Source organism: Shimia sp. R9_2 (assembly GCF_017743735.1).
In the GTDB taxonomy this organism is placed as follows: domain Bacteria; phylum Pseudomonadota; class Alphaproteobacteria; order Rhodobacterales; family Rhodobacteraceae; genus Shimia.
Genome location: NZ_JAGHRO010000002.1, coordinates 287,658 through 301,611, shown reverse-complemented (window position 1 = coordinate 301,611; position 13,954 = coordinate 287,658). Strand labels below are relative to the sequence as shown.

Below are 13,954 nucleotides of genomic sequence, written 5' to 3'. Positions count from 1 at the left end.
GATTGTGTGACGGGGCGTTTGGGCCTCGCGAAGGACGCATCAGGAGGGGTGTATGCGTATTGCGTGTTTGGGCGGTGGTCCCGCCGGGCTGTACTTTGCCATTTCCATGAAGCTGCGCGACCCGTCGCATGAGATCACGGTGTTTGAGCGCAACCGCGCCAATGACACCTTTGGCTGGGGCGTGGTGCTGTCAGATGACGCGCTGGAGAACCTCTCCCAGAATGATCCCAAAAGCGCGCAGATGATCCGCGATCACTTTGCCTATTGGGATGACATTGCGGTGGTGCATGACGGGGTGCGGACGGTCTCTGGCGGGCATGGGTTTGCCGGGATTGGCCGGCGGCAGATGCTGATCCTGCTGCAGGATCGTGCGCGGGAACTCGGGGTCGAGCTGCGCTTTGAGGCGGAGTTTGACGATGTGGAGGCGATCCGCGCAGAGTATGATCTGGTGGTGGGTTGTGATGGGTTGAACAGCCGGGTGCGGGAGGCCTATGCCGAACACTTCAAGCCGGAGATCGACGTGCGGGCCTGCAAGTTTGTCTGGCTGGGTACGCATCAGAAATTTGACGACGCCTTCACCTTCATCTTTGAGAAAACCGCGCACGGCTGGATCTGGGCGCATGTCTATCAGTTTGACGATGACACAGCGACCTTCATTGTGGAGTGCGGGCAGGACACCTGGGACAGCTTCGGGTTTGAAGACATGTCCAAAGAGGAGATTGTGGAGACCTGCCGTGTGGTCTTTGCCGATCACCTTGGCGGGCATGATCTGATGAGCAATGCGGCGCATTTGCGGGGCTCGGCGGTGTTCATGAACTTCCCGCGTGTGCTCTGTGAGACCTGGCATCATGAGAATGTGGTTCTGTTGGGCGATGCCTCTGCCACCGCGCATTTTTCCATTGGGTCTGGCACAAGGCTGGCCTTTGACAGTGCGATTGCGCTGGCGGAATTTTTGCATAGCGAGCCGACAATGGCGGCGGCGTTTGAGCGCTATCAGGACGAGCGGCGGCTCGATGTGCTGCGCCTGCAATCGGCGGCGCGCAATTCGCTGGAGTGGTTTGAGGAGGTGGAGCGCTATCTCGATCTGGACCCCGTGCAGTTCAACTATGCGCTGCTGACGCGCAGCCAGCGGATCAGCCATGAAAACCTGCGTCTGCGCGATGCAGATTGGCTTGAGAGCGCGGAGGCTTGGTTTCAGGCGCAGGCGGGCGTGTCAAAAGAGGCTCCCGTGCGAGCGCCGATGTTTGCGCCGTATAAATTGCGCGAGATGGACCTGCAAAACCGCATCGTGGTGTCGCCTATGGCGCAATATAAAGCGGTTGAGGGCTGCCCGACCGATTGGCATCTGATCCACTATGGCGAGCGCGGCAAAGGCGGGGCGGGGCTGGTGTTTACCGAGATGACTTGCGTGAGCGCCGAGGGGCGGATCACGCCGGGCTGTCCGGGTCTTTATGCGCCGGAGCATGAGGCGGCCTGGGCGCGGCTGACGGATTTTGTGCATCAGGAGACGGATGCGAAGATCTGCTGCCAGATAGGCCATTCGGGGCGCAAAGGCTCCACCCAAGTTGGCTGGGAAGAGATGGATGCACCGCTGAAGGAGGGCAATTGGGAGCTGATCTCTGCCTCTGCGATCCCATGGAGCGGGCGGAATGCGGTACCGCGCGAAGCCTCGCGAGCAGATATGGACATGATCCGCGATCAGTTTGTGGCGTCGGCGCAGATGGCGGACCGTGCGGGCTTTGACATGATCGAGTTGCACGCGGCCCATGGCTATCTGCTGTCGAGCTTCATCTCGCCGGTGAGCAATCAGCGCACAGATGCATACGGTGGTAGCTTGGAAAACCGGCTGCGCTATCCGTTGGAGGTGTTTGCCGCGATGCGGGCTGTCTGGCCCGCGGAAAAGCCGATGTCGGTGCGGATTTCGGCCAATGACTGGCTCGGCGATGACGGTGTGACCCCGCAGGAGGCAGTGGAGATCGCCAAAGCGTTCAAAGCGGCGGGCGCGGACATCATTGATGTGAGCGCGGGGCAGACCAGCACCGAGGCGCAGCCCGTATATGGCCGCATGTTCCAGACACCGTTTTCTGATCGCATCCGCAATGAGGCCGGCATCGCGACTATGGCGGTGGGCAATATCTATGAGGCCGATCATGCCAATTCGATCCTGATGGCAGGGCGGGCCGATCTGGTGGCGGTGGGACGCCCGCATCTGGCCGATCCTTACTGGACGCTGCATGAGGCGGCGCGGATTGGGGATCGTCATAGCGCCTGGTCGCTGCCTTATGAGGCTGGGCGCGATCAGGCGTGGCGTCTGGCGGACAGGGAAGCGGAGATGATCCGAGTATGAGTGTCGACGGCAAACATGTTTTGGTCACCGGCGGCGGCACCGGCGTCGGCGCGGCGATTGCCGAAGCGATGGCGCACGCCGGTGCCAGGGTCACCGTTGTGGGCAGACGCGAGGGGCCATTGCGCGAGGTAGCGGGCAAACACCGTTTCATCGGCTGGAAAGTCGCGGATGTGACCGACGCAGCCGCGCTCGGCACCGCAATGTCTGAGGCGCGTGCTTTGTCTGGCCCGATTGCGGTGGCCGTGGCCAATGCGGGCGCTGCTGAGAGCGTGCCCTTTGCCAAGATGCGGCCCGATCAGATGCGGGGCATGCTGGAGGTGAACCTGCTGGGCGTGATGAACAGCTGGCAGGCGGCGCTGGGCGATATGCAGAGCGCGGGCTGGGGGCGACTGATTGCGGTGGCCTCGACCGCAGGGCTGAAGGGCTACCCCTATGTGAGCGGCTATTGCGCGGCGAAACACGGGGTTTTGGGGCTGACGCGGTCGGTGGCGTTGGAGATGGCGGAGAGCGGGATCACAGTGAATGCGATCTGCCCGGGGTTTGTGGACACGCCGATGCTGCAGCGCTCGGTGGCCAATATCATGGAGAAGACCGGGATGGACGCGGACAAAGCGCGCGCCAGCCTCATGCGGGGCAATCCACAAAAACGATTTGTCGAGGTCGATGAGGTGGCGGGAGCGGCGATGTGGCTGTGCAGCGAGGCGGCGCGCTCGGTCAACGGAACGGCCATGAGCCTGTCAGGAGGCGAAATATGAGTGAGCTGAGCAAAGCGCGGCTGCGGTTGTGGCTGAAGCTTTTGAAGGCCTCGGGCATGATTGAAGACGAGGTGCGCCGCCGTCTGCGCCGGGAGTTTGACAGCACCCTGCCGCGCTTTGATGTGATGAGCGTTCTTGCGCGTTTTCCTGAAGGGAAAAAGATGAGTGAGATCAGCGATTTGCTGCGCGTTTCTAATGGCAATGTCACGGGCATTGTCGACAAGCTCTCAGACGAAGGTCTGGCACAGCGGGTGGCGGTTCCGGGGGATCGGCGGGCCGCTAAAGTAAAGCTGACCGAGAAAGGCATCGCGGCGTTTGCGGAGCATGCGGACACTCATGAGGGCTGGATTGACGAGATGCTGGGCGGGCTCAGCGGAGACGATGTGGACGGCATGGCCACGCGGCTTGAGCGGTTGATTGAGACGTTGGAAGACAGGGAGATCTGAGCGATGCGCACAGATGTGGAGCATTTTCTTTGCACGGTTGTGGATGGCATCGCGTCGGTGCAGCTGAACCGGCCGGAGCGGAAAAACCCGCTGACTTTTGAGAGCTACGCCGAGCTGCGCGATTGGTTTCGCGATCTGGCCTATGACGATGAGGTGAAGGCGGTGGTCTTTGCCCCCAATGGCGGCAATTTCAGCTCCGGCGGCGATGTGCATGAGATCATCGGGCCGCTGACTGAGATGAACATGAAGGAGCTGTTGGCCTTCACACGTATGACAGGCGATTTGGTGAAAGCCATGGTGAATTGTGGAAAGCCGATCATTGCGGCCGTGGATGGCGTTTGTGCCGGGGCCGGGGCGATCATCGCGATGGCGAGTGATCTGAGGATCGGTACGCCTGAAGTCAAGACAGCTTTTCTGTTCAATCGTGTGGGGCTTGCGGGTTGTGACATGGGCGCTTGTGCGATCCTACCGCGGATTATCGGGCAAGGGCGGGCTGCAGAGCTGCTGTATCTTGGCCGTGCGATGACGGCTGAGGAAGGCGAGCGCTGGGGGTTCTTCAATCGGCTCGTCGATGCTGATGCGTTGCTGAGTGAAGCTCATGCCATGGCGCGGCGCATCGCAGACGGGCCGGGTTTTGCCAATATGATGACTAAGACCATGCTGGCGCAGGAATGGGCCATGTCGATTGAGCAGGCGATTGAGGCTGAGGCGCAGGCGCAGGCGATTTGTATGCAGGGGCAGGATTTCCGGCGGGCATATGAGGCTTTTGTGGCTAAGGAACGGCCGGTTTTTGTGGGGGATTGACCTGAGCATAGGTTGATGTGGGGCCAGAGGAAGCAGAGGAGGCTTTGACTTGGCGGATCAGACGTTTTTGAACTGGCCTTTCTTTGAGGAGCGGCACCGCGTGCGGGCGCGTGAGGTGGAGGCCTGGGCGTCTGAGGCGCTTGGGTCGGTGGATCATGGCGATGTGGACCAGAGCTGTCGTGATTTGGTGGCGCAGATGGGGCAGGCGGGTTTGCTGAATGCCACGGCCTCGATGGATGGCGTGCTCGATGTGCGCAGCCTCTGTCTGAGCCGGGAAATTCTGGCGCGGCACGATGGTCTGGCGGATTTCGCCTTTGCCATGCAAGGGCTGGGCACGGGCGCGATTTCTCTTTTTGGCTCGGAGGCGCAGAAATCTGCTTGGCTGCCAAAGACACGGGCAGGGGAGGCGATTGCAGCCTTCGCGCTGACGGAGCCGCAGTCGGGATCGGATGTGGCCAACAGCACGATGACGGCAACGCGCGAGGGGGAATGGTTTGTTCTCGATGGCGAGAAGACCTGGATTTCCAATGGCGGGATTGCCGATGTCTACACCGTGTTTGCCCGCACCGGAGACGGCGAGGGCGCCAAGGGGCTGAGCGCCTTTGTGGTGCCCGCGGACACGCCGGGGCTGTCGGTGGTGGCGCGGCTGGAAACCATTGCGCCGCATCCGCTGGCCACTTTGCGTTTTGACAATTGCCGCGTTCCGGCAGAGGCCTTGATTGGCGCGCCGGGGCAGGGGTTTCGCATTGCGATGTCGGTGCTGGATGTATTCCGCTCGACAGTTGCCGCCGCAGCACTTGGCTTTGCGCGGCGGGCGCTGGATGAGGCATTGGCGCGGGTGCAGGCGCGTGAGGTGCAGGGCGCGCCGCTCAGTGAATTGCAGATGGTGCAGGGCCATATCGCGGATATGGCTTTGGACGTGGATGCCGCTGCCCTGCTGATCTACCGCGCGGCCTGGACCAAAGACAGCGGTGCGCCGCGGGTGACGCGGGAGGCCGCCATGGCCAAGCTCTTTGCCACCGATCAGGCGCAGCAGGTGATCGACAAGGCGGTGCAGCTGTTTGGCGGGGACGGGGTGAAATCCGGCGAGATGGTCGAGCGGCTTTATCGCGAGATCCGTGCGCTTCGGATCTATGAAGGGGCCAGCGATGTGCAGCGGGTGGTGATTGCGCGTCAGACATTGGCGGCGCATGCGGCAGGAGGTGTTTGAACATGTTGGGACCATCGGCACATCAGGACACATTCACGCGGGACAACTTGCCGGATCAGGCACATTGGCCGGAGCTTCTGCTGGCGGGATTTGACTATCCGGAACAGCTGAATGCGGGCTGGGAGTTGACCGATGGGATGGTGGTCAAGGGGTTTGGTGATCACACCGCGCTGATCGGGAACGGGCGCCGGCGGACCTATAAGGAGCTGACCGACTGGACCAACCGAATGGCGCATGTGCTGGTCGAAGATCTGGGGGTGAAACCCGGCAATCGTGTGCTGATCCGCTCTGCCAACAATCCGGCCATGGTGGCCTGCTGGCTGGCGGCGACCAAGGCGGGGGCGGTGGTGGTGAACACCATGCCCATGCTGCGCGCGGTGGAGCTGACCAAATATGTGCAGACCGCCGAGATCAGTCACGCGATTTGTGACACCCGCCTGATGGAAGAGATGGAGGCCTGTGCGGCGCAATGTGACGGGCTTCAGGTGATCGGCTTTGACGGCACGGCCAATCATGATGCGGAGTTGGATCGGTTGGCGCTGGAAAAACCTGTGATGTTTGAGACCGTCCCCACCAGCGCGGATGATGTGGCGCTGATCGGGTTTACTTCCGGCAGCACGGGACAGCCCAAAGGCACCATGCATTTTCACCGCGATCTGATGATCATTGCGGATGGCTATGCCCGTGAGGTGTTGGATGTGCAGCCAAGCGACGTGTTTGTTGGCTCCCCGCCGCTGGCCTTTACCTTCGGACTTGGCGGGCTGGCGATCTTTCCGCTGCGTTTTGGGGCGGCGGCAACGCTTCTGGAGCAGGCCACGCCGCCCAATATGATTGAGATCATCGAGACCTATAAGGCGACGGTGTGTTTCACTGCACCGACGGCCTATCGCGCGATGCTTGCGGCCATGGAAGAAGGCGCGGACCTGTCGAGCCTGCGCGCCGCTGTGAGTGCCGGGGAGACCTTGCCTGCGCCGGTCTATGAGGCCTGGATGGAGAAGACCGGCAAGCCGATGCTGGATGGCATCGGGGCGACGGAAATGCTGCATATCTTCCTCTCCAACCGGTTTGATGATCACCGCCCGGCCTGCACCGGCAAGCCTGTGACCGGCTATGAGGCGAAGGTGATCGGACCTGATGGCGCGACGCTGCCACGTGGGGAGGTTGGTCGGCTGGCGGTGCGCGGGCCAACCGGCTGCCGCTATCTGCGCGGGGATCGTCAGGCGGACTATGTGCAGGAGGGATGGAACATCACTGGCGATGCGTTTTGGCAGGACGAAGATGGCTATTTCCATTTTGCGGCGCGCAACGACGATATGATCATCTCCTCGGGCTACAATATCGCCGGGCCAGAGGTTGAGGCCGCTTTGCTTGGCCATGAGGCCGTGGCGGAATGCGCGGTGATTGGCGTGGCTGATGAGGCGCGCGGCGAGATTGTGCAGGCGCATGTGGTGTTGGCAGAAGGTTTTGCTGCAGATGCGGCTTTGGCTGAGGCGCTGCAGACCCATGTGAAGGCGGCAATTGCGCCTTACAAATATCCGCGCTCTGTGCTGTTCACCAAGGCGCTGCCCAAGACGGAAACCGGCAAAATTCAACGGTTCAGACTGAAAGAAAACACATGACACCAAAGGCTTACGATCCGGCAACGGATGGGGCGAAAATGGGATTTGCGGATGCGATGTCCTATGGGGACTATCTGCATCTGGATGGCATTCTGAGCCAGCAGCACCCCCAGAGCGATGCGCATGACGAGATGCTGTTCATCATTCAGCATCAGACCAGTGAGCTGTGGATGAAGCTCGCGTTGCATGAGCTGAGCGCTGCGCGAGAGGCGCTGCGGGCGCGCGATCTGGCGCCGATGTTCAAGATGCTGGCGCGGGTCAGCCGGATTTTTGAACAGCTCAATTCGGCATGGGATGTGCTGCGCACGATGACACCGGCGGATTACACCACGTTTCGCGAGGCGCTGGGGCCGTCCTCCGGGTTTCAGAGCCATCAATACCGGCTGATCGAATATGTGCTGGGCAACCGCAATCCGAATATGGTGAAGCCTCATGCACATGTGCCGGAGGCCAAAGCTGTGCTGGAGGCAGAGCTGGCGCAGCCGAGTTTTTATGACGAGGTGATCCGCTTTCTGTTTGAGGAACTGGACGGCGATGCCGCCAAGATGCCCGTGCCGCAATTGACCCAGCCGCATCAGGCCGAGGCAGAGGTGCAGGCGCGCTGGAAGATCGTCTATGAGGACGTGGACACCCATTGGCGGCTTTATGAGCTGGGCGAGAAACTGGTTGATCTGGAAGACTATTTTCGCCGATGGAGATTCAATCATGTTACCACCGTTGAGCGTGTGATTGGGTTCAAACGCGGCACGGGTGGCACCTCGGGCGTGCAGTATCTGCGCAGGATGCTGGAAGTGGAGCTGTTCCCGGAACTTTGGCATCTGCGCGGAGACTTATGACGATGGGCGTTTCGCTTACCAGAAAAGAGCTTTTTGATGTGCCTGAGGGCGTGATCTATTTGGATGGCAACTCGCTCGGCGTATTGCCCAAAGGGGCCGCAGAACGCGCGCAGAAGACCATCACCGAGGAGTGGGGCGCACAGCTCATTCGCGCGTGGAACTCGGCGGGCTGGATGGCTTTGCCCCAAGTGGTGGGGGATCAGATCGCCGGGCTGATCGGTGCGCCGGCAGGCTCTGTTGCCACCGGTGATACGCTGTCGATCAAAGTCTATCAGGCGCTGGCGGCGGCACTGACGATGCGGCCTGAGCGCAAAGTCATTTTGAGCGACAACGGCAACTTCCCCTCAGACCTTTATATGGCTGAAGGGCTGATCAAGACGCTGGATCAGGGCTACGCGCTGCGCACGCCTGCGCCGGAAGAGGTTATGGACGCGATCACCGAGGAGGTGGCTGTGGTCATGCTGACGCAGGTGGATTACCGCTCTGGCCGGATGCATGATATGGCGGCGATCACCAAGCGCGCGCACGAGGTTGGGGCGGTGATGATCTGGGATCTGGCGCATTCCGCCGGAGCCGTGCCGGTGGACATTGCGGCATCCGGTGCTGAATTTGCGGTGGGTTGCAGCTATAAATACCTGAACGGCGGGCCGGGCGCGCCTGCGTTCATCTATGTGCGCCCTGACATTGTCGACAGCATTGCGCCCGCGCTGTCCGGCTGGCTGGGCCATGATGCGCCCTTTGCCATGGAGCTGAACTACCGCCCCGCGAACGCCACGGAACGGATGCGGGTGGGCACACCGCCGATTTTGCAGCTAGCCGTGCTGCAGGAAGCGTTAAAGGCCTGGGAAGGTGTGGATATGGCGGATTTGCGCGCCGCGTCTGTGCGCCTGTCCGAGTTGTTCATCTCTGAGGTGGAAGCGCGCTGTCCGGAGCTGACTTTGGCCAGCCCGCGGGAGGCGGCGCTGCGCGGCTCGCAGGTGTCCTTTGCCTTTGAGCACGGCTATCCGGCCATGCAGGCGCTGATTGATCATGGTGTGATCGGGGATTTCCGCGCGCCCAACATCATGCGGTTTGGCTTCACGCCGCTCTATCTGGATGAGGCAGACATCATCGCGGCAGCTGAAGTGCTTGAAGATGTGATGTCTAACCAGCTGTGGAAAAATGAAAAATATCAAACGCGGTCGCGTGTGACCTGAGGGGGAAGGATGGCATTAAAGGAGATACATCCGGATGGCTGGGCCCCGGCGCTGGGCTATGCCAATGGCATGCTGGCAGAGGATGGCACGCTGCACATCGGCGGGCAGATTGGCTGGAACAGTCAGAAGGTCTTTGAATGTCACGATTTCATCGGCCAGATGACGCAGGTCTTGAGAAACATTCGCGCCGTTGTGGAGGCGGCGGGCGGTGCGCCAAGTGACATCGCGCGGCTCACCTGGTTTGTGAAAAGCAAGGCAGAGTATATGGCCCATCAAAAGGAGATCGGCGCGGCTTATCGTTCTGTGATGGGGCGCCATTTCCCGGCCATGTCACTGGTTGTGGTGGCGGATCTGCTGGAGGATGAGGCGCTGTTGGAGATCGAGGCCACGGCGCATATCGCGCAAGGCTGAGACAAAAAATCTGCGATAAATTTCGATTGGATGGGGTAAGTCTCTTGACCTCCCCAAATCGCTGAAATACATCAACCGGACCTCGGGCGGGTATGGTGAAATGGTATCATAAGAGCCTTCCAAGCTTAAGGTGCGGGTTCGATTCCCGCTACCCGCTCCAAGGTCAATCTCCCTCAGATGAAACACGCTCAAAACCACCCGCCGGTGGGCCGCTTTGCCGTGTTTCTTGGGGTGCTATTGTCGCGGTAGCGGTTTTGACCGCTTGACCCTTGGGCGCTCCTTGGTCACTAACGCTTAACACCTCAGCCAGAGTAAGGGCGACAGATGGCAAGACGGCCACAAGCCGCGGAAACTGACCAGGACCGCGCAAAAAGCAAGAACATTGGCGCGCTGCGCGGGTTGGGCCCGTTTTTGCGTCCCTATCGTGTGCTGGCGTTTCTGGCGCTCTGTGCGCTGTCGCTGACAGCCTCGGTCTCGCTCATGCTGCCGGTGGCGGTGCGTCGCGTGGTGGACAATTTTGGCACCGAAAGCGATGCGCTTTTGGACAAGTATTTCCTCGCCGCGCTTGGCTTTGCGTCGTTGCTCGCTGTGGGCACGGCGCTGCGCTATCTGCTGGTGACGCGCCTTGGCGAGCTGGTGGTGACCGACATCCGCAAGGCGGTTTTTGCCCGCGTTATCGGCATGAGCCCTGCGTTTTATGAGAACGTGATGACCGGCGAAGTGCTGAGCCGCATCACCACGGACACAACGGTTATTCAGTCGGTGATCGGCTCCTCGGTGTCCATCGCGCTGCGCAATATGCTGCTGTTCCTTGGTGGTCTGGTGCTGATGCTTTACACCTCCACCAAGCTCACATTGATGGTGCTTTTGGTGGTGCCGATGGTGATTGTGCCGATCCTCGTTCTGGGGCGGCGCCTGCGCAAGCTGAGCCGTGAGAACCAGGATTGGATTGCGGAGAGCTCCGGCAATGCCTCTGAGGCGTTGCTGTCGGTGCAGACCGTGCAAGCCTTCACCCACGAAGCCCAATCTCGTGACGCTTTTGACCGGGTGACCAACCTGTCGCTGGCAGCGGCGATGCGGCGGATCAACACCCGTGCGCTGTTGACCATGATCGTGATCTTTCTGATCTTCACCGGCGTTGTGATCGTGCTCTGGATGGGCGCGCGTGACGTGCGGGCCGGGGGCATGAGCGTCGGTGTGCTGGTGCAGTTTGTGATCTATTCCGTGATGGTGGCGGGCGCGGTGGGCGCGCTTTCTGAAATCTGGAGCGAGTTGCAGCGCGCGGCCGGGGCGACCGAACGTCTGGTGGAGCTGCTCTTTGCGCAGGACAGCGTAAACGACCCTGAGCAGCCCAAAGTGCTGGCCGCGCCGGTGCGCGGGGAGATCACTTTTGACAACGTGTCTTTCCAATATCCTTCCCGTCCGAATGTCTCAGCCCTTGATGGGGTTGATCTGACCATTGCTCCGGGCGAGACGGTGGCGCTGGTTGGCCCGTCTGGTGCCGGTAAGACCACGATCATTCAGATGATCCAGCGGTTTTATGACCCCAAAGAGGGGCAAGTGAAGCTTGACGGTATGCCGCTGGCTGAGCTGCAGCGGGATCAGTTCCGCCAGCACATGGCGCTGGTGCCGCAGGATCCGGTGATCTTTGCCAATAGCGCGCGGGAAAACATCCGCTTTGGCCGCCCTGATGCCACCGATGCTGAGGTGGAAGCCGCTGCCAAGGCGGCCGCGGCGCATGACTTCATCACAGCACTGCCTGAGGGCTATGACAGCCAGCTTGGCGAGCGTGGCGTGATGATTTCCGGTGGTCAGAAACAGCGCATCGCCATTGCGCGTGCCATTCTGCGTGATGCGCCTGTGCTGCTGCTGGATGAGGCAACATCGGCACTTGATGCAGAAAGCGAGCGTCTGGTGCAGGCGGCGGTGGATGAGTTGGCACAGAGCCGGACCACCATCATCGTGGCCCACCGTCTGGCAACCGTAAAGAAAGCCGATCGGATCATCGTAATGGAAGAGGGGCGCATTGTGGCGCAGGGACGCCATGATGATCTCGTTGCGGAGGGAGGGCTCTATGCCAAACTTGCGAGGCTTCAATTTACGGCCGGTGCAGCGTAGGCTGCATGCATGAGGCTGCGCTGCAAGGACTAACTCCGAAAAGTAGTTTGGTGGTGCTGTTCCAGTCGTATAGGGAGATCATGACGTAACGTTTCGGTTGCGGTTTACCTTACGTTCAACTGGCCTCATTGCGGGTGCTGAGTGTTTTTGTTGAGATCGCGAGGAAGGACCGCCACATGTGTGGGGCATGTGTGGCAAAACCCACAACAGGGGGGAGACAAGTACTATGAGCTTTGAGTCTTTGGCTGATCTGAAGGCAATTGAACAAGAACAGGCGTGGGAAGACCGCGACTTGCCAGTCACCATCTTTGAGATGCTGACGCGAACAAAGGATAAGTTCCCAAGCCGCCCTGCAGTGAGCTATCAGATTTTCTCTGGTCCCAAAGACAAAGCTGAGACGCTGACCTGGGCTGAACTGCACGCTAAGACGGCACAGGCGGCCAATATGTTCCGCGATCTGGGCGTCGGCGAAAAAGACACCGTGGCCTATGTGCTGCCCAACTGTAACGAAACACTGATCACCTTGCTGGGCGGCATGGTTGCCGGGATTGCAAACCCGATCAACCCGCTGCTGGAGCCGGAGCAGATCTCTGCGATCCTGCGGGAAACGGACGCCAAGGTTGTGGTGACGCTCAAAGGCTTCCCAAAGACCGATGTGGCTCAGAAAGTGGCCGAGGCCGTGCGCCACGCGCCGCATGTGCACACCGTTCTGGAAATTGATCTGGTCAAATATCTGACCCCGCCAAAGTCCTGGATTGTGCCTTTGATCCGTCCGAAGGTGAGCGGCCCGCACCATGCGGATTTCAAGGACTTCAACAAGGAACTGGCGAAATACAACACCACGCTGGACTTTGAAGACAGCAAGGTGGACCGCGTGGGCGCTTATTTCCACACTGGGGGCACCACTGGCATGCCCAAAGTGGCGCAGCACCTTTATTCCGGGATGGTCTACAATGGCTGGCTGGGCCATCGTCTTCTCTTTACCGAGAAAGACAACATCATGTGCCCGCTCCCGCTGTTCCACGTGTTTGCGGTGCATGTGATAATGCAGGCCGCCATCAGCTCTGGTGCGCATGTGGTCTTCCCGACGCCGCAGGGCTATCGCGGGGAAGGGGTGTTTGACAACTTCTGGAAGCTGATCGAGCGTTGGAAGATTTCCTTCATCATCACAGTGCCGACCGCCGTTTCCGCGCTGATGCAGCGCCCGGTGGATGCGGATATTTCCTCTGTGAAAACCGCTTTCTCCGGTTCTGCGCCGATGCCGATGGAGCTGTTCAAACGGTTTGAAAGCACCTGCGGTGTGGACATCGTGGAGGGCTATGGCCTGACCGAGGCGACCTGCCTGGTCTCTTGTAACCCTCCTACAGGGAATAAGAAGGTCGGCTCTGTAGGTGTGCCGTTCCCCTATACGGATGTACGCATCATCAAGAACACGCCGGAAGGGCCAGTGGATTGTGAAACGGATGAGGTCGGCGAGATTTGTATCTCCAATCCAGGTGTCTTTGCGGGGAACACCTATACGGAAGCCGATAAGAACGCCGACCTGTATCATCATGAAAAATATCTGCGCACGGGCGACTTGGGTCGGATTGACGAGGACGGCTATCTCTGGATCACCGGACGCGCCAAGGATCTGATCATCCGCGGCGGTCACAACATTGACCCGGCAGAGATCGAAGAGGCGCTGTTGGCGCACCATGACGTGGCCTTTGCGGGCGCGATTGGTCAGCCGGATGCCCATGCCGGTGAGGTGCCTTGCGTTTATGTGGAGCTGATTGAGGGGGCGAGCGTGACCAAGGACGCTCTGATGGAACATGCCAAGGTGCATGTGCACGAGCGCGCCGCCCACCCGAAATATGTGGAGATCATGCCGGAGCTGCCCAAGACGGCGGTGGGCAAGATCTTTAAGCCGGACCTGCGCAAGGCGGCGATCACCCGCGTCTATGATGCGGCGCTGACCAAAGCCGGCGTGCCTGCACATATCGACCACGTGATTGACGACAAAAAGCGCGGTCTGATCGCTCAAGTGAAGCGCACCGGAGACGCCTCTGACGAAGATGTCAGCAAAGTGCTCGGTGATTTCATCAACGCCTGGGAATGGCTGGGCGAAGACGCAGCATAACGGCTGAGTTTCTTGAAAAATCAAAAGGGTGCGGCGCGGGCTGCACCCTTTTTCTTTACGCCGCGGGCAAAAGCGGTCACGCTCCGGTGT

General features: G+C 60.2%; 11 protein-coding genes and 1 tRNA gene. All 12 read left to right on the top strand.

Annotated features, from left to right (window positions below; all coding sequences use genetic code 11):
* The first annotated feature begins 52 nt into the window (after positions 1 to 52).
* The 12 genes from J7400_RS06045 (at position 53) to J7400_RS05990 (ending at position 13,864) form a co-directional block, all read left to right on the top strand.
* Positions 53 to 2,347 carry a bifunctional salicylyl-CoA 5-hydroxylase/oxidoreductase gene (locus J7400_RS06045; protein ID WP_209060813.1) on the top strand — a complete coding sequence of 765 codons (2,295 nt, stop codon included), beginning with the start codon at positions 53 to 55 and terminating at the stop codon, positions 2,345 to 2,347.
* Entirely contained in the window at positions 2,344 to 3,102 is a 759-nt protein-coding gene (locus J7400_RS06040) for an SDR family NAD(P)-dependent oxidoreductase (RefSeq protein WP_209060810.1), read from the top strand. The genes J7400_RS06045 and J7400_RS06040 overlap by 4 nt, the downstream gene beginning before the upstream one ends.
* Positions 3,099 to 3,548 (top strand): MarR family transcriptional regulator, encoded by a 450-nt coding sequence (locus J7400_RS06035; protein WP_209060808.1) that lies wholly within the window; start codon positions 3,099 to 3,101, stop codon positions 3,546 to 3,548. Before J7400_RS06040 ends, J7400_RS06035 begins: the two co-directional genes overlap by 4 nt.
* A 3-nt stretch (positions 3,549 to 3,551) precedes the next feature.
* Entirely contained in the window at positions 3,552 to 4,352 is an 801-nt protein-coding gene (locus J7400_RS06030) for an enoyl-CoA hydratase family protein (RefSeq protein WP_209060806.1), read from the top strand.
* A 49-nt stretch (positions 4,353 to 4,401) separates the two neighbouring features.
* On the top strand, positions 4,402 to 5,562 hold the full coding sequence (locus tag J7400_RS06025) for an acyl-CoA dehydrogenase family protein (RefSeq protein WP_209060803.1): 1,161 nt from the start codon (positions 4,402 to 4,404) through the stop codon (positions 5,560 to 5,562).
* A 2-nt stretch (positions 5,563 to 5,564) separates the two neighbouring features.
* On the top strand, positions 5,565 to 7,181 hold the full coding sequence (locus J7400_RS06020; protein ID WP_209060801.1) for an AMP-binding protein: 1,617 nt from the start codon (positions 5,565 to 5,567) through the stop codon (positions 7,179 to 7,181).
* The gene (locus J7400_RS06015; protein ID WP_209060799.1) at positions 7,178 to 8,017 is read left to right on the top strand and encodes a tryptophan 2,3-dioxygenase family protein; all 840 of its coding nucleotides are present in this window, start codon (positions 7,178 to 7,180) and stop codon (positions 8,015 to 8,017) included. Before J7400_RS06020 ends, J7400_RS06015 begins: the two co-directional genes overlap by 4 nt.
* Positions 8,014 to 9,213 (top strand): kynureninase, encoded by a 1,200-nt coding sequence (kynU, locus tag J7400_RS06010; RefSeq protein WP_209060797.1) that lies wholly within the window; start codon positions 8,014 to 8,016, stop codon positions 9,211 to 9,213. The genes J7400_RS06015 and kynU overlap by 4 nt, the downstream gene beginning before the upstream one ends.
* A gap of 9 nt (positions 9,214 to 9,222) precedes the next feature.
* Positions 9,223 to 9,624: a RidA family protein gene (locus J7400_RS06005; protein ID WP_209060795.1), complete on the top strand. Its 402-nt coding sequence runs from the start codon at positions 9,223 to 9,225 to the stop codon at positions 9,622 to 9,624.
* Positions 9,625 to 9,710: 86 nt separating this feature from the next.
* Positions 9,711 to 9,784, top strand: a tRNA-Gly gene (locus tag J7400_RS06000).
* A 164-nt stretch (positions 9,785 to 9,948) separates the two neighbouring features.
* Positions 9,949 to 11,742, top strand: coding sequence for an ABC transporter transmembrane domain-containing protein (locus J7400_RS05995; protein ID WP_209060793.1), 1,794 nt, complete (start codon positions 9,949 to 9,951; stop codon positions 11,740 to 11,742).
* 226 nt (positions 11,743 to 11,968) lie between these two features.
* A complete protein-coding gene (locus J7400_RS05990) occupies positions 11,969 to 13,864 on the top strand; it encodes an acyl-CoA synthetase (protein WP_209060791.1) in 1,896 nt (631 codons plus the stop codon).
* The last annotated feature ends 90 nt before the right edge of the window (positions 13,865 to 13,954 follow it).